The sequence below is a fragment of the Arthrobacter jinronghuae genome (assembly GCF_025244825.1).
Classification (GTDB): Bacteria; Actinomycetota; Actinomycetes; order Actinomycetales; family Micrococcaceae; genus Arthrobacter_B; species Arthrobacter_B jinronghuae.
Genome location: NZ_CP104263.1, coordinates 3,239,790 through 3,257,647, shown reverse-complemented (window position 1 = coordinate 3,257,647; position 17,858 = coordinate 3,239,790). Strand labels below are relative to the sequence as shown.

The following is a 17,858-nucleotide window of genomic DNA, read 5'->3' as shown; positions in this document are numbered from 1 at the left end:
CAACCTGAAGGAGACCGCCATGTCCGCTGCCCTGGAACCGCATTGGGTCAAGAACTACCAGCCCGGCGTTCCCGCGCAGATTGAGCTGCCCACCGAATCCCTCACCGCCATGATGGAAGACGCCGTGGAGCGGTTCGGCAGCAAGGTGGCCCTGGAATTCTTCGGCGCTGAAACCACCTACAAGGACCTGGGGGACCGGATCAACCGGGCCGCCGAAGGCCTGCGCAAGCTGGGCGTGCGGAAGGGCCACCGGGTGGCGGTCATCCTCCCCAACTGCCCGCAGTACCTCATCGCGTTCTACGCCGTGCTCCGGCTGGGCGCCGTCGTCGTCGGCCACAACCCGCTCTACACGGAGCGCGAGCTGCGCCACCAGTTCGAGAACCACGGCGCCAAGGTGGCCATCGTCTGGGACAAGGCAGTGGAGAAGGTGCAGGATTTCCCCGGCGACGTGGCCGTGGAAACCATCGTGGCCGTGAACATCACCAAGGCGATGCCGCGGATCAAGCGGATGGCACTGGCCCTTCCGGTTCCCTCCCTGCGGCGCACCCGCGCGGGCCTGACCGCCAAGACCGAGCGCACCATGTCCTGGGAGGAACTGCTCGACAACGCTCCGCTGTCCGCGGACCACCCCCGCCCGTCCGTTTCCGACCTGGCGGCCCTGCAGTACACCTCGGGCACCACCGGCATCCCCAAGGGCGTCATGCTGACGCATTACAACCTGCGGTCCAACGCGTTGCAGGGCAAGGCCTGGATGCACGGCGCGCAGGAGGGCAAGGAAGTCATTTACGGCGTGCTGCCCATGTTCCACGCCTTCGGCCTCACCCTCTACCTGACCTTCTCCGTCCTCACCGGGTCGCGGCTCGTCTTGTTCCCCAAGTTCGACGTGGATCTGGTCCTGTCCGCCGCGAAGAAATCCAAGCCCACCGTCTTCTGCGCCGTCCCGCCGATCTACGAAAAGACCGCGCACGAGTCGAAGAAGCGCGGCGTGGACCTGTCCACCATCCGCTACGCCATTTCCGGGGCCATGACCCTCCCGGCCGCCACGGTGAAGCTCTGGGAAGAGGTCTCCGGCGGTCTGCTGGTCGAGGGGTACGGCCTGACCGAATCCTCTCCGGTGGCCCTGGGCAACCCCTTCGCCGAATCGCGCCGCAACGGCACCATCGGTGTTCCGTTCCCCAGCACCGAGATGCGCGTGGTGGACCCGGAAAACCCGGTGAACGACGTCGAACCCGGCGCCGCCGGCGAGCTCCTGGTCCGCGGGCCGCAGGTCTTCGCCGGTTACTGGAACAACCCCGAGGACACAGCGGAGGTGCTGCTCGACGGCGGCTGGCTGCGGACCGGCGACATTGTCACCGTCGATGAGGACGGCTTCGTGAAGGTGGTGGACCGCCGCAAGGAACTCATCATCACCGGCGGTTTCAACGTTTCGCCGTCGGAGGTCGAGGACGTGCTGCGCACCCACCAGCACATCCTCGACGCCGCCGTGGTGGGCCTGCCCCGGGCCGACGGCGGCGAGCAGGTGGTGGCCGCCGTCGTCCTGCAGGAAGGTGCCGAGCTCGATGAAGCAGCTCTGCGCGCCTACTGCCGTGAGCGGCTCACGCCTTACAAGGTGCCGCGGAAGATCGTGGTCATCGAGGACCTGCCCAAGTCCATGCTGGGCAAGGTGCTGCGCCGCCAGGTGCGGGACGCCCTGCTGCAGGACGCGTAGTCCCCTCCTCGCAGTAAGTACCTATTGACGGGTATCCGGCGGAGGGCTGGAATTGTAAGTGGGCTTGGTATGCATGCCAGGTTCCTCACCAGTCAACCAGCCGGCCCGGAGCCGCAGGCGGATACCGACCGCCTCGTCGTCTGTCTCCGAACAGGCCGGTGGTGAATCACCGTCGGTCAACCGATTCGGCGGATTCGCTGTCGCGAGGAGAACAAGATGATCACGAATCAGCAGGTCGAAGGACTCATGAGCGGTTCGGGCAGTGTAGTTGGCTCGAACGGTGACCGAATCGGTTCCGTTGGTACCTTCTACCTGGACGACCAGACCGACGAACCGGCATGGGTCACCGTGAACACCGGCCTCTTCGGCACGTCGGAAACGTTTATCCCCCTCAGTGAGGCAACCGTCGAGGGCGCCGACGTCCTGGTGCCCTACTCCAAGGAAGAGGTCAAGAACGCGCCGCACATTGAAAGCGACGGTTCGATCAGCCCCGATGAGGAAGTCACGCTCTACCGGTACTACGGCTTCAGTTACGACGACGGTTCTTCGGAATCCGTTTCGGAAACCGACACCATTACCGAGACGCGGGACAGCGGCATGCGGGGCAGTGACATGAGCAGCGGCACCTCCACGGTGTCGGAGAGCCAGACATCCGGAACCTCCAGCAGCAGCGGCACGTCCGGCCTTTCCTCGTCCTCCGGTTCCTCCGGTTCGGGATCCAGCGGGGACGACGCGATGACCCGTTCGGAGGAGCGACTCAACGTCGGCACCGAGAACCGCGCTGTGGGTAAGGCCCGGCTGCGCAAGTACATCGTGACGGAGACCGTCACCAAGCAGGTGCCGGTCAGCCACGAGGAAGTGCGGATCGAGCGGGAGCCCATCACGGACGCCAATGCGGGGGATGCCCTGTCAGGTGTCGAACTCAGCGAAGACGAGCACGAGGTGACGCTCCACGCCGAGGAAGCTGTGGTTTCCAAGCACACCGAGCCGGTGGAACGCGTTCGCCTGGACACCGAGACGGTGAGCGGCACCGAGAGCGTTTCCGAAGAGGTCCGCAAGGAGCAGATCGACACGGACGTCAACGATTCCTCCTCCCACGGGAAAAAGTCCGGCGGGTCGGGGTCTTCGGGGTCCTCGGGGTCGGGGTCCGGCGGGTCCGGGTCCGGCGGCAGCCGCCGCTAGGTCCTAGCTCTTCAACGTACGACGGCTTCATCAGCACGACGGCGGGTCCCGGGTTTCCGGGGTCCGCCGTTTTGCTGTGTCCGGTCGGGGGCTGCTTTGTTGCTCCGCTGGCCGGGGCTATTGAGCAGACGATGGGGTTTCTGCGGACGGCCCGCACTTTGCGCGGGGCTCCCGGATCTATTGAACGGGCTTATCCGCGGGGTTCCTGCAACTAGTGAGCAGATAACGGGCTTATGGAGCGGTCATAACCCCATTAACTGCTCAGTAGATGAGTTGTGTAGGCTGCCGCTCCGCAGTGCCAGCACAGCATCCCACAGGGTGGGGCTGCTGTTGCCTCGTGGGACCCTATCTGGCACAACAGCACCACCGGGTGGGATCCTCTGTCCGCTGCCGGCCCCGGGCCGGGCGTTCCCGCATCTGTTGAGCAGATAACGGGCTTAGCGGCGGCGTTCCCGCATCTGTTGAGCAGATAACGGGCTTATGGAGCGGCCATAACCCCATTAACTGCTCAGTGGATGAGTTGTGCGGACTGGAACATCCGCAGTTCTTGTGGGGCCCCATCCGCCACAACAGCACCACCGGGTGGGATCCCTCTGTCCGCTGCCGGCACAGCGTCCCACAGGGTGGGGTTGCTGTTGCCTCGTGGGACCCTATCTGGCACAACAGCACCACCGGGTGGGATCCTCTGTCCGCTGCCGGCACAGCGTCCCACAGGGTGGGGCGGCTGTTGCCTCGTGGGACCCCATCAGCCACAACGGCACCACGTGGTGGGATCCTCTGTCCGATGCCGGCCCGACTGGAGCCCGGCACCCCGGTCGAAGCCCGACGGCGGCCCAAGCCCACGGTCCCGACATTCATAGTGCAGTAGACGCAGCCTGACCCCTCAACAGGCAGCATCTGCTGCACTATGAATCCGAAGCCCGGCTCCGCAGCGGGACCAAAAACCCCGCCGGTCCGATGCAGGTGCTAGGTTGGGGCAACTGTCCACGAAGTCCCGGGGGAACCATGAAAAAAACCGCAGCCATTCCGGCCTTGGCCCTGCTGTTCGTCACCGGCTGCGGCGCGGAAGCAGCGGAGCCCGGACCTGCCTCCGCCGGTGCCTCCGCCCCTGCTTCCGCCGCGGCAGCTGCCGGGTCAACCGCCGAGACGGTGGCACTGGACTCGGCAGAGGGAACGTGCCGCAAGCTCCTAGGGACCGAGGGTAACGGCCCCCTCTATCGGGCCATCTACTTCGTGAAAGACAACGGTTCAACGTTCGGCTTCGAGGGCTCCGACGGTACGGGTGCAAACGCGCTCAACACGGAAGTCCGCGGTATAGCCGACAGCGCCCCGGAGGGGATGGACGTCCTGCTAAAGGAGTTGTCGGCCCCGATTGAAAGCGTCATACCGGTGGCCGGGGACTCCGGTTCCGCCTGGCACTTCGATATCTACGCCTGGAGAAACGCTGTATCGGAGATCCTCGCCCAGTGCGCGCCCTACGAGGTCACGGCCAGCGACGCCGGCGCGTCACCCGATGCGTCTGCCCCGTCCAAAGCGGCCGAGGCCAGCGCCGCGTTCCCGGGCTACCCACTGATCGTGAACGCCGCCTCTGTGGACTATCGGGTGGCCGGCTGGTTCGACAGCAAGCTCGTTGACGGGCTGGTGGTTGCACTGGCGCCGGGACTCTACGCGCCATACGACCCCAACGTTCCTGACCTGTTGTCTTACTACGTTCCGGGCGGCGTGGCCGGGGACCGCGCCATGAAGGCAACCCTCTTTCCCGACGCCGGGGGTGCCGCCAGCTGGTCCGGCGTGAAGCCGGGACCTGAGGAACCGCAATAGGGCGGTAATGCGGTGGGCACATCGGCGGTCGCTGGCATACGCGGGCTTGAACCCTCCGGTTTGGGTCAAATAGACCGGGTTGGGAAAACCCTGCCACAGCGCAGCGGAGGGATGTCCCAAACCGGCAGGAGACCCCACAACTGGCAGAAGAATCCCAAACCGGCAGGGAGAATCCCCACCCAACCCGCACGCCCCTACGCGGAGGACAGCAGCCGGGCCGTCCGCTCCAGGACCTCCCGGCACGCGAGGATGGCTGGACGCTGGCTCCCCGCTTCCCGGACCGATGTGAAGATGGTCCGCCGCGGCCGGCCCGGCAGATCCAGCAGCCGGACCGTCGGTGTGCGGCCCGTCCACACCAGCTCCGGCATGAGGCCGACGGCGTTGCCGGACTCGATCAGCCGGATCTGCGCCTGCAGGTCGGCCGTTTCATAGCGGACGTCCGGCTCGAACCCGGCCTGCCGGCACGCCTGCTCCGCCCAATGCCGGGAGGCCGCGCCGCGGGGTTCCATCACCCAGGCTCGGGAGGCGGTGTCCGCGATGGAACGGATGTCCCCGCCGCCCAGGGACTCGGCGGGCACCGCCAGATGGATGGCATCCGTGGTGAGCTGCACGCGGTCCAGGCCGGGATGCCGGGGTGCGGCATGCCCGGGGTACTGTTCGGCGATCACCAGGTCGAAATCCCGGGCCCAGGTTTCATACAGTGCGGTTTCGGGTTCGCGCTGGGTCATTTCGATCCGCACCTCGGGATAGTCCCGCCCCAGGATGGTGAGGGCATCGGGCATCAGGGCCAGTGCCGCTGACTGGAAGACGGCCACCCGGACCGTTCCCGTCACGGTGGTCAGGGACTCGGCCAGATCCGCTTCCGCCCGCTCCATGGCGTCGAGGATCCCGGCGGCGTGGTCCACCAGGATTTCGGCCTGCGGTGTGAGGGTGACCCGGCGTCCGGTCTTGCGCAGCAGGGGCACCCCTACCTCGTTCTCCAGCAGTGCCAACTGCTGCGACACCGAGGACGGACTGAAGTTCAGGGCCGCGGCAACGGATGCCAGCGTGCCCCGGACCTTGAGTTCGCGCAGCAGCCGCAGCCGGCGGATATCGAGCACGCGGGCACCTTTCTAATTAGTAAGCAGAACCAAACTGTATCGGTCGGAAAAGATCGCTTTATCTAATTGAACAACAGGCGGATACTGAGTCAGTACCTCCGGGGGGATAACTGCCTGTTAGATGAAAAGAGCACCAACTCATGACCGATATCTTTGAGGACCGCGCCACCGCCGACGCCGCCCCCAGCGCCGAGCTGGCAGAGCAGTCCGTAGCCCTCGTCCGCCGCTGGCTGACCGAGGCCTCGGCCGTCCCCGTGGACGCCTCTGCCGCGCAGCTGGCCGGCGTCCTGAAGGACCCGGACGGCCTGGGTTTCACCGTGGGCTTCGTGGACGGCGTCGTGCGCCCCGAAGATATCCGCGTGGCAGCCCGCAACCTCGCCGCCCTGGCTCCCCGCGTTCCCGGCTTCCTGCCCTGGTACATGCGCGCGGCTGTGCGCGCCGGCGGCATCCTCGGTCCCGTGGTCCCGCAGATTGTCATTCCCGCCGCCCGCAAGGTGCTGCGCGAAATGGTCGGGCACCTGATTGTCGACGCCACGGACGCGAAGCTGGGCAAGGCCATTGCCGGCATCCGCAAGGACAACACCCGGCTGAACATGAACCTCCTGGGCGAGGCCGTCCTCGGCCAGCATGAGGCAGCCCGCCGGCTGGAAGGCACCCATGCCCTCCTGGCCCGCGACGACGTCGACTACGTCTCCATCAAGGTGTCCTCCACCGTGGCCCCGCACTCCCCGTGGGCTTTCAACGAGGCCGTGCAGCACGTCATTGAATCCCTGACCCCGCTCTTCCGCCGCGCCGCGCAGTCCCCGGTGAAGAAGTTCATCAACCTGGACATGGAGGAGTACAAGGACCTGGAGATGACCATGGCGGTCTTCACCGGAATCCTCTCGCAGCCCGAGTTCAAGGACCTGGAAGCCGGCATCGTGCTCCAGGCCTACCTCCCGGATGCCCTCTCGGCCATGATGCGCCTGCAGGAATTCGCTGCCGAGCGCCGTGCCGACGGCGGTGCCGCCATCAAGGTCCGCGTGGTCAAGGGCGCCAACCTGCCCATGGAACAGGTGGAAGCCTCCCTGCACGGCTGGCCGCTGGCCACCTGGCACACCAAGGCGGACAGCGACACCAACTACAAGCGCGTTATCAACTACGCCCTGCACCCGGACCGCATCAAGAACGTGCGGATCGGCGTCGCCGGACACAACCTGTTCGACGTCGCGTTCGCCTGGCTGCTGGCCGGGGAACGCGGCGTGCGGGACGGCATCGAGTTCGAAATGCTGCTCGGCATGGCCGCCGGCCAGGCCGAGGTGGTGCGCCGCGACGTCGGCAGCCTCCTGCTCTACACCCCGGTAGTGCACCCGGCGGAATTCGACGTCGCCATCGCATACCTGATCCGCCGGCTGGAGGAAGGCGCCAGCTCGGAGAACTTCATGTCCGCCGTGTTTGAACTGGCCGACAACGAGGCATTGTTCGAACGCGAGAAGCTGCGCTTCCTGGCCTCGCTGGAGAATCTGGACACCGCTGTTCCCGCCCCGCACCGCGTGCAGGACCGCAGTCTCCCCGCAGCGGCTGCCGCCACGGACAGCTTCGACAACACCCCGGACAGCGACCCGTCGCTGCCCGCCAACCAGGCTTGGGGCCGGGGCATCCTCGCCCGCGTCCCCGGATCCGACCTGGGCAAGGCCGCCGTGGCCGCCGCCGCCGTCGGCACCGAGGCGGAGCTCGACGCCGTCATCAACACCGCCGTCACCAAGGGCAAGGCATGGGGTGCACTCAGCGGTGCCGAACGCGCCGAGGTCCTGCACCGCGCAGGTGAAGTCCTCGAGGCACGCCGCGCCGACCTGATGGAGGTCATGGCCGCCGAAACCGGCAAGACCCTGGACCAGTCGGACCCCGAGGTTTCGGAAGCCATCGACTTCGCGCATTATTACGCCGAGCTCGCCCGCGAACTCGACAACGTGGAGGGCGCCCGCTTCGTCCCGTCCCGCCTGACCGTGGTCACCCCGCCGTGGAACTTCCCGGTAGCCATCCCCGCCGGCTCGACCCTCGCCGCCCTGGCCGCCGGGTCCGCCGTCGTCATCAAGCCCGCCCGCCAGTCCGCCCGCTGCGGTGCGGTCATGGTGGAAGCGCTCTGGGAGGCCGGCGTTCCGCGCGACGTCCTGCAGTTCGTCCAGCTGGGTGAAAAGGAACTCGGCCGCCAGCTGATTTCCAACCCGGCCGTGGACCGCGTGATCCTGACCGGCGGCTACGAAACCGCCGAGCTGTTCCGCTCCTTCCGTCACGACCTGCCGCTGCTGGCGGAAACGTCGGGCAAGAACACCGTGATCGTCACCCCGAGCGCGGACTTCGACCTCGCCGCCCGCGACGTCGCCGCGTCCGCCTTCGGGCACGCCGGGCAGAAATGCTCCGCGGCCTCCCTGGTGATCCTGGTCGGTTCCGTGGCCAAGTCCCCGCGCTTCCGGAACCAGCTCGTGGACGCCGTCCAGTCATTGAAGGTCGGCTACCCCGAAGACCCCACCACGCAGATGGGCCCGGTCATCGAGCCCGCCGCCGGCAAGCTGCTTCGAGGCCTCACCGAGCTGGGTGAAGGCGAGGCCTGGCTGCTGCAGCCCGAACAGCTCGACGAGAGCGGCCGGCTGTGGAGCCCGGGCATCCGCACCGGCGTCCGCCGCGGCTCGGAGTACCACCTCACCGAGTACTTCGGCCCGATCCTCGGCGTCATGACCGCCGAGACGCTCGAAGAGGCCATCGATATGGCGAATGACATCGACTACGGCCTCACCGCCGGGCTGCATTCCCTCGAGCCGGCGGAAATGGACGTCTGGCTGAACCGCATCCAGGCAGGCAACCTGTACGTGAACCGCGGCATCACCGGCGCCATCGTCCGCCGCCAGCCCTTCGGCGGCTGGAAGAAGTCCGCCGTGGGTGCGGGCACCAAGGCCGGCGGCCCGAACTACCTGATCGGCCTGGGCAACTGGGAAGCAGTGAACGGGACCTCCGAGGCACCCGCCGAGCTGCCCGCCGCGGCGCCGGCTGCACGCCTGATCGCCGCCGCCGAATCCGCAGGCTCGGCCTTCACCGCCGACGACGCCGCCTTCCTCCGCCGCGCCGCGAACAGCGACGCGCGGGCCTGGAACGGCGAATTCGGCACCGCCAAGGACGTGTCCGCCCTGTCCGCCGAGCGCAACGTCTTCCGGTACGTACCCGTTCCGGTGACTGTCCGCCTCGCCGAAGGCCAGCCCGCAGCCCTGCTGGTCCGGGTCCTGGCCGCAGCGCTGACTGCCGGATCGGCAGTCAGCGTGTCCACCGCCGTCGACCTCCCGGCCGGTCTGCGGGCTGTGCTGACCGAACTCGGACTTCAGTTCCGGGTTCAGGACGATGCCGCGTGGCTGGCTTCCGCTGCCTCGCTGACGTCCGGACGGGTCCGGCTGATCGGCGGCTCCGTGCAGGCGCTGGCCGAAGCCACCGGCGGCACTCCGGACATTGCCGTCTACGCCCAGCCCGTCACCGAATCCGGCCGCCTGGAGCTGCTGCCGTTCCTGCATGAGCAGGCCGTCAGCATCACCGCGCACCGCTTCGGAACGCCGAACTTCCTCTCAGACGCCCTGATCTAGGCGTTCACCGGAGGTTCGGAATCCGACGCCGAGCGGGAAGCACGCAGTACGAAACGCTGCAGCTTCCCGCTCGGCGTTTTGGGTAGCTCGTCCACAAAGTGCACGGCCCGCGGATAGGCGTGGGCGGCGTACTGGGTTTTCACCAGCTGCTGCAGTTCCGCCGCCAGCTCGGGGGAGCCGGAGCCGGACCGGAGCACCACGTACGCTTCAAGCCGTTCCCCGCGCAGCTCGTCCGGCACGCCGATCACGGCGCTCTCGGCCACCTCCGGGTGCGTGGCCAGCACGGATTCGACCTCAAACGGGCCGATCCGGTAGCCGGCCATGATGATCACATCGTCATCCCGGGCGGAGAAATAGGTGTAACCGTCGGCATCCCGCGAACCGGTGTCGCCGGTGTAGTACCAGCGGCCGTCGCTGCTGTAGCGTTCGGCGGTTTTCTCCGGATTGTCCGTGTAACCGCTAAACCACATCAGCGGGCTGGCCGGAACATCAATGGCCACCCGTCCCTTCTCGGCCGTTGCGGCCGGGGAATCTTCTTCCAGCGACAGCACTTCGGTGCGGTAGCCGGGCAGGGCATGGCCCATCGAGCCGGGCCGGATCTCCCGGGACACGGACGCTTCCCAGCCGTTCACAATGCACATCCCCATTTCCGTCTGCCCGTAGTGGTCCCGCACAGCGGTGCCCAGGCAGCGGGTGGCCCAGTTGATGGTTTCCGCGTCGAGGGGCTCGCCAGCGCTGGAGGCGCGCTGCAGCGCCAGGGGGCCGACGCCGTCGGGTGCCTCGGCCCGGAGCGAGCGGAAGATGGTGGGCGCGGCCGCAAAGTTCGTGACGCCGAACCGCTCCAGCACCTGCCAGCACAGCTTCGCGCTGAAGCCGCCACGCAGCAGCAGGTTCCGGCGGCCCGCGGCCATCGGCGCCAGGATCCCGTAGTAGAGGCCGTAGGCCCAGCCCGGATCAGCGGCGTTCCAGAACACGTCCTCCTGCTGCACGTCCAGTCCGTAGTGGAAGTAGGCGGAGAACGCTTCGAGGGCCCGCACCGGTACGGGAACGCCCTTCGGTGCGCCGGTGGTGCCCGACGTGAAGATCTCCACGAGCAGGTCCTCCGGGTCCAGGACTGCCGCCGGTATGCCGGGCTGCTCGGCGGAGAGCAGCTGTGTCCAGTCCAGGGCGTCCGCCGCACCGTCGGCGTCCGGGGTATCGGCGCCGGCACCGTCCGTTCCGACGGCCAGGACCGTGAGGCCCAGCTCCGGGACCAGGGGCGCCACTTTGGCCAGCTGGTTTCCGTCGGCGACCACCAGCCGGGCACCGCTGGAGGACAGGCGTACGGAAATGGCCGGCGTGGCAAACGCCGTGAACAACGGCACGTGGACCGCGCCCAGACGCCACAGGCCCAGCAGCACCGTCACCAGATCACCGCTCTTGCCCATCAGGGTTGCCACCCGGTCCCCGGGGCGTACCCCCAGCCGGGCGAAGGCCGCCGCGGCCCGCTCCGAACCCTCCCGCAGCTCCCCGTAGGTCAGGTCCGTGGCCGAGAGGTCCTGCTCAATGACGGTAAAAGCAACCGAGTCTGCGGGATGCCGGTCGCACAGCAGTGCGGCAGGCGCTACCGGTTCCTGGACAGTGAGGGCGTTGAACATCTTATGCGGCTCCGTTCCATCAAGTGTGCCGTGGATCACTCCCGGCCGTAGTCTCCATGCTAGGCCCGCTCGGGCGGGGACAGGACATTGCCTCCTCGCCGGGCGCGGTCCATGATGGGGACCGAAAGCCGTCGGGGACGGATCGGGACGGTCGGGCCGTGACCGGCAGGGCAACCGGGAGGCGGGACCATGGAGCAACTGCTCATCGGGAAGAACGCGGTGGTCTACGGCGGCGGAGGAGGCATCGGCGGCGCCGTGGCGCAGGCCTTCGCCCGGGAAGGCGCGCGGGTTTTCCTTGCCGGACGCACGCCGGAGCCGCTCGAGGCCGTGGCGGAGCGGATCCGGCATGCCGGGGGTACGGCGGACATCGCGCTGCTGGATGCCACCAACGAGCGGGCGGTTAACGAACATGCCGACGACGTCGCGGCCGCCGCCGGGAGCCTGGACATCTCAATGAACGTGATCCAGCACGGGGACGTGCAGGGGACCCCTATGGCCGAAATGTCCGTCGCCGATTATCTGCGTCCCGTTTCCACGGCCGTTCAGACCTTTTTCCTGACCTCGCAGGCGGCCGCCCGGCATATGATGCGCCAGCACTCCGGCGTGATCCTGGCGTTCGGCGGCTCGGGTGACCCGGTGCCCGGTCTGTACCTGGGCGGGCTGCAGACGGCGTTTGAAGCGATGGAGTCCATGCGCCGCCAGCTTTCCAGCGAACTGGGAACCCACGGGATCCGGGTGGTGACCCTGCGCAGCGGCGGTGTCCCGGAGACTCTGCCGGAAAACATGGAAGGCGCCGGCGAGATCGCCGACGCCATGATTCGCTCCACCATGCTGGGCCGCGCCGCCACGCTGGAGGATGTGGGCTATGCAGCAGCCTTCGCTGCTTCGGACCGGGCTGCCAGCATGACCGCCGCAACGCTGAACATCAGTGCCGGTGCCCTGATCGACTGACCAGGTTCCGCGGCATGACCGCCGCTACAGCTTCCAGAGGGTGAAATCGTCCATGCTGGCCGCAGTCCGCTGGCCGGTGGATTCATCGCGGATCCAGACGGTGGACAGACCGGGGGCCGTGTCCTGGACCTCGCCGTGGAAATAGATTGTGCCGCCGCTGCGCGCTTCAACAATGTCTCCGCGGCGGAGGGAACGGATGCTGCGCACGCGCTTTGCACGTGCTTTCGTGGAGGGGGAGTGGGCACTGGCTACCGGCAAAAGGCATCTCCTGAATTAGTTGATACTTACACTAACCAGCGCATAGCCCTTAAATATTCCCGTTCGCGTATGGACCCCTGACCGGCGGGCAGTGCGCCGGGTAGGATTCGGCCATGGATATCGTCGATTTCCTGGTCACGCGTTTCCAGGAAGACATCTCCGAGGCCCGCAAACTACTCGCATCCTCCGACGTTTCGCTCTCCGACCGCTGGTACGAGGAGCGGCTGTTGAAGGAATGCGAAACGAAGCTCATGCTCATCGAGATCATCGGGGGCGCCCGCCGCCATGCCCTCTCGCGCATGATTGTGGACCCGGACGACGATCCCCAATTCCGTGAGGAGCTGGAGTGGACCCGGCTGGCGCTCTCCGCCCTCGCGGCCGTGCACGAGGACCATCCGGACTTCCAGGACAACTGGCGCCTGACGCAGGAACGGCCCTAACGGTCCGTTCGCTGCCAGCGATGCCGAGGGTGCGGCACCGGCCTGCGGGCCATAGATTGGTTGCATGAGTGAAAAGCCAAAAGCCCCGTCCGCCCAACCTGTTCCGGACGCCGCCGGCCTCCTCCGCCAGCTTGCCGACTTTCACAAGGTAGCCACCACGTTCACCGGCTGGGACGGTTCCGAGCAGCAGGTATCCGACGCCACGCTGCGCAGCGTCCTTTCCGCGCTGGGCCTGGCCGTCGAATCGGAACAGGACCTGGAACGGTCCCTCGCGGAGTCAAAGGCGGCCGCCTGGAAGCGCCCGCTGCCGCCGACCGCCGTCGTACGCCAGGGCAAGCCCGGCAGCGTGCCCGTCCACCTGCCGCCCGGCAGCACTGCGATACTGACCCTGCGGCTGGAAGACGGCTCAGAGCAGGAACTCGCGTGGCCGGAGCAGCCCGAGGAGGAACGGGACATCGACGGCTCGGCCGTGGCACGTACCCTGGTTCCCCTGCCCGAGGGGTTGGAGCTGGGCTGGCACCGGTTGGAAGTGGCAAGCGGCGACATCTCCGGCAGTGCCGTGCTGGTGGTCACCCCGGACCGGCTCGACACCGCGGATAAGCTGGAAACCGATCGCGCCTGGGGCGTGCAGGCCCAGCTCTACTCGGTCCGTTCTTCCCGGTCCTGGGGGATCGGCGACCTGACCGATCTGGCGGATCTCGCCGCCGTCGCCGGCACGGATTACGACGCCGGGTTTGTCCTGATCAATCCGCTGCACGCAGCGGAGCCGGTGCCGCCCATTGAACCCTCCCCGTACCTGCCCACCACGCGGCGGTTCTTCAACCCGCTGTACATCCGGGTGGAAGCAGTGCCGGAATACGCCTACCTGACCGACGGCCAGCGGCAGGCCGCCGAAGAGGCAGCCCGATCCCTGTACCCGGCCAACACCTCCGCGGCGGAACTGGACCGCAACGCCAGCTATGCGGCCAAGCTCCGCGTGCTGCAGGACGTGTACCAAGTGGAACGCAGCCCGAGCCGGCAGAAACAGTTCGACGCCTTCAAGGCCGACGCCGGGCAGGGCCTGGAGAACTTCGCCCGCTGGTGCGCCCTGGCCGAGGAACTGGCCCCCGACGCACCGGAATGGGCCGAGGCCACGGGCCCGGACAGCGATTACGTGCTCCGTCAGCTGCCCAAGCTGCAGGAACGCATCGACTTCTTCAAGTGGCTGCAGTGGATCTGCGACGAACAGCTGGAGGGCGTGCAGCTGGCCGCGAAGAAGGCGGGCATGGGGATCGGCGTGATCCACGACCTCGCCGTGGGTGTGCACCCCAGCGGCGCCGATGCGTGGATGCTCCGCGACGTGCTGACCTCCGGCATCTCCGTCGGCGCCCCGCCGGACATGTTCAACCAGCGCGGCCAGGACTGGAGCCAGCCGCCGTGGCACCCCGGACGGCTGGCCGAGTCCGGCTATGCCGCCTACCGGGACATGATCCGCACCATCCTCCGGCACGCCGGCGGCATCCGGGTGGACCACATCCTGGGCCTGTTCCGGCTCTGGTGGATCCCGCAGGACGCCGCTTCACCGGGCGAGGGCGCGTATGTCTACTACGACCACGAGGCGATGATCGGCATCCTCGCGCTGGAAGCGCAGCGGGCCGGCGCCGTCGTTATCGGTGAGGACCTGGGCGTCTTTGAACCGTGGGTCCAGGAATACCTCGGGGAGCGGGGGGTGCTGGGCACCTCCATCCTGTGGTTCGAGCAGACCGAGGACGGCCCGCGCGATCCGGAGGAATACCGGGTGGGCGCCCTGACCAGCGTCAACACCCACGACCTCCCGCCGACCGCCGGCTACCTGGCCGGTGAACATGTGAACCTGCGCGAGTCCCTCGGCCTGCTCAACCGTCCGGTGGAGGAAGAGCGGAAGGCGGACAGCGAAGCACAGGAAGCTGTCCTGGAGGCGCTCCGGCAGCGCGGGCTGCTGCCCGAATCCGCCTCAGACCAGATGGCCGGCCAGATGCACGGCGAGGAAGTGCAGCAGACGGTGGAGGCGCTGCACGAGTTCATCCTGCAGACGCCGTCGGTGCTTCTCGGCGTGGCCCTGGCCGACCTGGTGGGCGAGAAAAAGACCCAGAACCAGCCGGGGACAGCCGATGAGTATCCGAACTGGCGGATTCCCCTCTGCGGTCCCGACGGCGAGGCGGTGCTGCTGGACGACCTGGAGCAGAACGAAAGGTTCCGCTCCCTGGCCGCCCTGATGCAAAAGGGAATCTAGGGTTACACCCGTCCTCGCCTTCGGGCGTTGCGGCGGTCAAGATCAAGTGCCGGTGCGGCGGTCTGCTATTGCGGACCGCCGCGCCGTTTTTTGTGCGCTTGCTGAGGCCCTGGCGGTATGCGGGAAACAATACTGTTGACATTCTCAACGATCCGGGGTGACATGGAGCCATCCGCCGTCGCGGGTTCCGGGATTCCCCGTCCGGGTAACGGCCAGGGCACCACTCTTACCACCACAATGAAGAGGTAGGTCATGAGGAACACGATCACCAGGAAACTGTCCACGGCTGCGGCAGGCGGAGTTCTGCTGGCACTGGCACTGACCGGCTGCTCCGGCGGTTCGACCGCCGGATCCGACGCCGAGTCGTCGCCGTCGGGCAGCGAAAGTTCCGGCAGCGGTGAACTCCAGCAGGTAGTGGTGGGGGTGTTGTCCATCGCACCGTCCTCGGCCATGCAGTACGGCATCGATGAAGGCATTTTCGAGAAGCACGGGCTGGAGATCGAGCTCCAGCGCGGCACCGGCGGGGCAGCCATGCTGCCGGCGGTCTCCACCGGCGACATCCATTTTGCCGTGGGTAACCCGCTGTCGGTCATGGTGGCCAAGGACAAGGGCCTGGATATGAAGATCGTGTCCGGGTACTCCAATTCCCTCGCCGAAGGCGACGACATCAACGGTGTGGTGGCGCGTGCGGACTCCGGGATCACGTCCTTCGCCGATCTGGAAGGCAAAACCACCACCGTCAACGCGGTCAATACCCAGGGCGATCTGACCATCATGGAAAGCGCCGCCCTGGCCGGCGCCGATCCGGAGCAGCTCAACTTCAACGAGCTGCCGTTCCAGGACATGGAAGCCGCGCTCGAGCGAGGCAATACGGACGCGGTCTGGCTGCCCGAGCCTTTCCTGAGCCGCGCCCTGGCCAATCCCGACTACGTCCTGGTGGGCTATCCGAACCAGGAAGCGGTCGCCGGGATGCCTACGATGGTCACGTTTACCTCCGGCCGGTATGCGGACGAAAACGAGGAAACCGTGGCGGCGTTCAAGGAGGCCGTCACCGAAACGCTCACCCAAGCGCAGGCCAACGTCGACGACGTCCGCGCCACCCTTCCGACGTTTATGGGGATGGACGCGGCGGTCGCCGAGAACCTGAAGATGGAGGAGTTCGACGGCGAACTTCGAAGCGACGAGCTGGATGACCTGGGCGCACTCATGCTGAAGTACGAGTTCGTGGCAAAGGAACCGGACGTCGATGCCATGACGGTGCAGTAGCGCCATGGAGAACCAGGGGCTGGGATCGTGGATACACCGCCGGCGCCTGAAGTCCGCCGGCCGGACGGCGCTGGTCTTCCAGGGTCGGGGCATCAGCTACACGGAGCTGGACGAGCGGATCAACCGGCTGGCACAGGCATTGCGGGCAGCCGGTGTGGACCACGGCTCCCGGGTGGCTTTCCTCGGGGATAACCATCCCGCATTCCTGGAGACGTTTTTCGCCGCCGGAACGCTGGGCGCCGTCTTTGTTCCGTTGAACACCCGCCTGGCGCCGCCCGAGATTCAGTTTGCGCTGCAGGATTCGGGCAGTTCGGTGCTGGTGTACACCGGTGCGCTCGCGCGGCTGGCGCAGCTGGGGTCAGCCGGCACCTCGGTGACGGTGCGGCTGGAGGTGGCCGACGGCGCGGCGTCGGCCGACGGCGGCGCGCAGGCCGGCGGCGCGGCGTCGGCCGACGGTCCGGCAGCGGCCGAGGAGGGCGGATCGGGCGGATCGGGCGGAGAAAATGTGTCCGACTTCGACGCCGTGATCGCCGCGGCATCCCCGGACCGGCTGGACCTGCCGGTCGGGGGAGACGACGGCGCGATGATCCTCTACACCTCCGGCACCACCGGCCGGCCCAAAGGCGCCCTGCTGTCCCACGCCAACCTGGCCTGGAACTGCTACAACGTGCTGGTGGACTATGACGTGTCCGGGACGGAGGTCGCACTGATGATCTCCCCGATGTTCCATGTCGCTTCCCTGGACATGGGCGTCCTGCCGGTGCTCCTCAAGGGCGGGACGGTGGTGCTGGAAACCAGGTTCGAACCGGGACGCACGCTTGCCGCGATTGAACAGTATGCAGCCACCTACATCAGCGGCGTGCCCACCACGTACCAGATGCTGTGTGAACATCCGGACTGGGACAAGCGGGACATCAGCTCGTTGACCACCATCACCTGCGGCGGATCCGCGGTGCCCCTGCGGGTCCTGGAAGCCTATGAAGCCCGCGGCCTGTCCTTCTCCAACGGCTACGGAATGACCGAAACGGCCCCGGGAGCCACGGCGCTTCCGGCCGCCCGGTCCAGGGAAAAGGCCGGTTCCGCCGGATTGCCGCACTTCTTTACGGACGTTCGGATCACGGGTCCGGACGGCGGGGTGCTCCCGGCGGGTGAGGTGGGGGAGATCCAGATTTCCGGCCCCAACGTCGTCCGCTCCTATTGGAACCGGCCCGACGCCACTGCGGAAGCCTATGCGGAGGACGCTTGGTTCCGGTCGGGGGACATGGGCTATTTCGACGACGACGGGTACCTGTTCATATCCGACCGGCTCAAGGACATGATCATCTCCGGCGGGGAAAACATTTATCCGGCCGAGGTCGAGCAGATTATTGCGGAACTGGAGGCCGTGGCAGCCGTTGCCGTGATCGGGGTGCCGGACAGCAGATGGGGTGAAGTTCCCCGCGCGGTCATCAGCCTGCGGGAGGGATACACGCTGACGGCCGAAGAAGTGCAGGAACACCTCTTCGGCCGCCTGGCCCGGTACAAGGTGCCGCGCAGCGTGACGATGGTGGAGGACTTTCCCCGGACGGCGAGCGGAAAGATCCGCAAGGCCGAGCTGCGCCGGCAATACCCGGACTGACTGCAGCACAAATGAAACAGG

General features: G+C 67.1%; 12 protein-coding genes. 9 read left to right on the top strand and 3 right to left on the bottom strand.

Annotated features, from left to right (window positions below; translation table 11 throughout):
• The first annotated feature begins 19 nt into the window (after nt 1-19).
• The 3 genes from N2K98_RS15275 to N2K98_RS15265 all read left to right on the top strand — a co-directional run bounded on the left by N2K98_RS15275 (nt 20) and on the right by N2K98_RS15265 (nt 4,711).
• Nucleotides 20-1,708, top strand: coding sequence for a long-chain-fatty-acid--CoA ligase (locus N2K98_RS15275; protein ID WP_255796761.1), 1,689 nt, complete (start codon nt 20-22; stop codon nt 1,706-1,708).
• A 216-nt stretch (nt 1,709-1,924) separates the two neighbouring features.
• Nucleotides 1,925-2,890 (top strand): DUF2382 domain-containing protein, encoded by a 966-nt coding sequence (locus N2K98_RS15270; protein ID WP_255864770.1) that lies wholly within the window; start codon nt 1,925-1,927, stop codon nt 2,888-2,890.
• A 1,005-nt stretch (nt 2,891-3,895) separates the two neighbouring features.
• On the top strand, nt 3,896-4,711 hold the full coding sequence (locus tag N2K98_RS15265; protein WP_255864771.1) for a hypothetical protein: 816 nt from the start codon (nt 3,896-3,898) through the stop codon (nt 4,709-4,711).
• Between the two features lie 194 nt (nt 4,712-4,905).
• Here the strand turns inward: N2K98_RS15265 and N2K98_RS15260 are convergent, their stop codons facing one another.
• Nucleotides 4,906-5,811 (bottom strand): LysR substrate-binding domain-containing protein, encoded by a 906-nt coding sequence (locus N2K98_RS15260; RefSeq protein WP_255796660.1) that lies wholly within the window; start codon nt 5,809-5,811, stop codon nt 4,906-4,908.
• Nucleotides 5,812-5,951: 140 nt separating this feature from the next.
• On the opposite strand from N2K98_RS15260, the gene N2K98_RS15255 reads away from it, so the two are divergent.
• Complete coding sequence (locus N2K98_RS15255) at nt 5,952-9,416, top strand: bifunctional proline dehydrogenase/L-glutamate gamma-semialdehyde dehydrogenase (protein ID WP_255864772.1); 3,465 nt, start codon at nt 5,952-5,954, stop codon at nt 9,414-9,416.
• On the opposite strand, the gene N2K98_RS15250 is transcribed toward N2K98_RS15255, so the two are convergent.
• Nucleotides 9,413-11,053: an AMP-binding protein gene (locus tag N2K98_RS15250; RefSeq protein ID WP_255864773.1), complete on the bottom strand. Its 1,641-nt coding sequence runs from the start codon at nt 11,051-11,053 to the stop codon at nt 9,413-9,415. The two genes, N2K98_RS15255 and N2K98_RS15250, sit on opposite strands and share 4 nt — an antisense overlap.
• A gap of 189 nt (nt 11,054-11,242) precedes the next feature.
• Between N2K98_RS15250 and N2K98_RS15245 the strand changes: the two genes are divergently transcribed.
• Nucleotides 11,243-12,004: an SDR family NAD(P)-dependent oxidoreductase gene (locus N2K98_RS15245; protein ID WP_255864774.1), complete on the top strand. Its 762-nt coding sequence runs from the start codon at nt 11,243-11,245 to the stop codon at nt 12,002-12,004.
• 24 nt (nt 12,005-12,028) lie between these two features.
• Here the strand turns inward: N2K98_RS15245 and N2K98_RS15240 are convergent, their stop codons facing one another.
• A complete protein-coding gene (locus N2K98_RS15240; RefSeq protein WP_255796663.1) occupies nt 12,029-12,262 on the bottom strand; it encodes a hypothetical protein in 234 nt (77 codons plus the stop codon).
• A 113-nt stretch (nt 12,263-12,375) separates the two neighbouring features.
• Between N2K98_RS15240 and N2K98_RS15235 the strand changes: the two genes are divergently transcribed.
• The 4 genes from N2K98_RS15235 to N2K98_RS15220 all read left to right on the top strand — a co-directional run bounded on the left by N2K98_RS15235 (nt 12,376) and on the right by N2K98_RS15220 (nt 17,837).
• The gene (locus N2K98_RS15235; RefSeq protein ID WP_229950649.1) at nt 12,376-12,702 is read left to right on the top strand and encodes a DUF6221 family protein; all 327 of its coding nucleotides are present in this window, start codon (nt 12,376-12,378) and stop codon (nt 12,700-12,702) included.
• Between the two features lie 64 nt (nt 12,703-12,766).
• The gene (gene malQ, locus N2K98_RS15230; protein ID WP_255864775.1) at nt 12,767-14,953 is read left to right on the top strand and encodes a 4-alpha-glucanotransferase; all 2,187 of its coding nucleotides are present in this window, start codon (nt 12,767-12,769) and stop codon (nt 14,951-14,953) included.
• A 252-nt stretch (nt 14,954-15,205) separates the two neighbouring features.
• On the top strand, nt 15,206-16,219 hold the full coding sequence (locus tag N2K98_RS15225) for an ABC transporter substrate-binding protein (RefSeq protein WP_255864776.1): 1,014 nt from the start codon (nt 15,206-15,208) through the stop codon (nt 16,217-16,219).
• A gap of 4 nt (nt 16,220-16,223) precedes the next feature.
• Nucleotides 16,224-17,837: an acyl-CoA synthetase gene (locus tag N2K98_RS15220; RefSeq protein WP_260553733.1), complete on the top strand. Its 1,614-nt coding sequence runs from the start codon at nt 16,224-16,226 to the stop codon at nt 17,835-17,837.
• Nucleotides 17,838-17,858: the final 21 nt, after the last annotated feature.

Coding starts and splice junctions, on each gene's coding strand:
- N2K98_RS15225 (WP_255864776.1), top strand. CDS start 15,206: ATGAGGAACACGATCACCAGGAAACTGTCCACGGCTGCGGCAGGCGGA.
- N2K98_RS15245 (WP_255864774.1), top strand. CDS start 11,243: ATGGAGCAACTGCTCATCGGGAAGAACGCGGTGGTCTACGGCGGCGGA.
- N2K98_RS15275 (WP_255796761.1), top strand. CDS start 20: ATGTCCGCTGCCCTGGAACCGCATTGGGTCAAGAACTACCAGCCCGGC.
- N2K98_RS15265 (WP_255864771.1), top strand. CDS start 3,896: ATGAAAAAAACCGCAGCCATTCCGGCCTTGGCCCTGCTGTTCGTCACC.
- N2K98_RS15250 (WP_255864773.1), bottom strand. CDS start 11,053: ATGTTCAACGCCCTCACTGTCCAGGAACCGGTAGCGCCTGCCGCACTG.
- N2K98_RS15270 (WP_255864770.1), top strand. CDS start 1,925: ATGATCACGAATCAGCAGGTCGAAGGACTCATGAGCGGTTCGGGCAGT.
- malQ (WP_255864775.1), top strand. CDS start 12,767: ATGAGTGAAAAGCCAAAAGCCCCGTCCGCCCAACCTGTTCCGGACGCC.
- N2K98_RS15235 (WP_229950649.1), top strand. CDS start 12,376: ATGGATATCGTCGATTTCCTGGTCACGCGTTTCCAGGAAGACATCTCC.
- N2K98_RS15220 (WP_260553733.1), top strand. CDS start 16,224: ATGGAGAACCAGGGGCTGGGATCGTGGATACACCGCCGGCGCCTGAAG.
- N2K98_RS15255 (WP_255864772.1), top strand. CDS start 5,952: ATGACCGATATCTTTGAGGACCGCGCCACCGCCGACGCCGCCCCCAGC.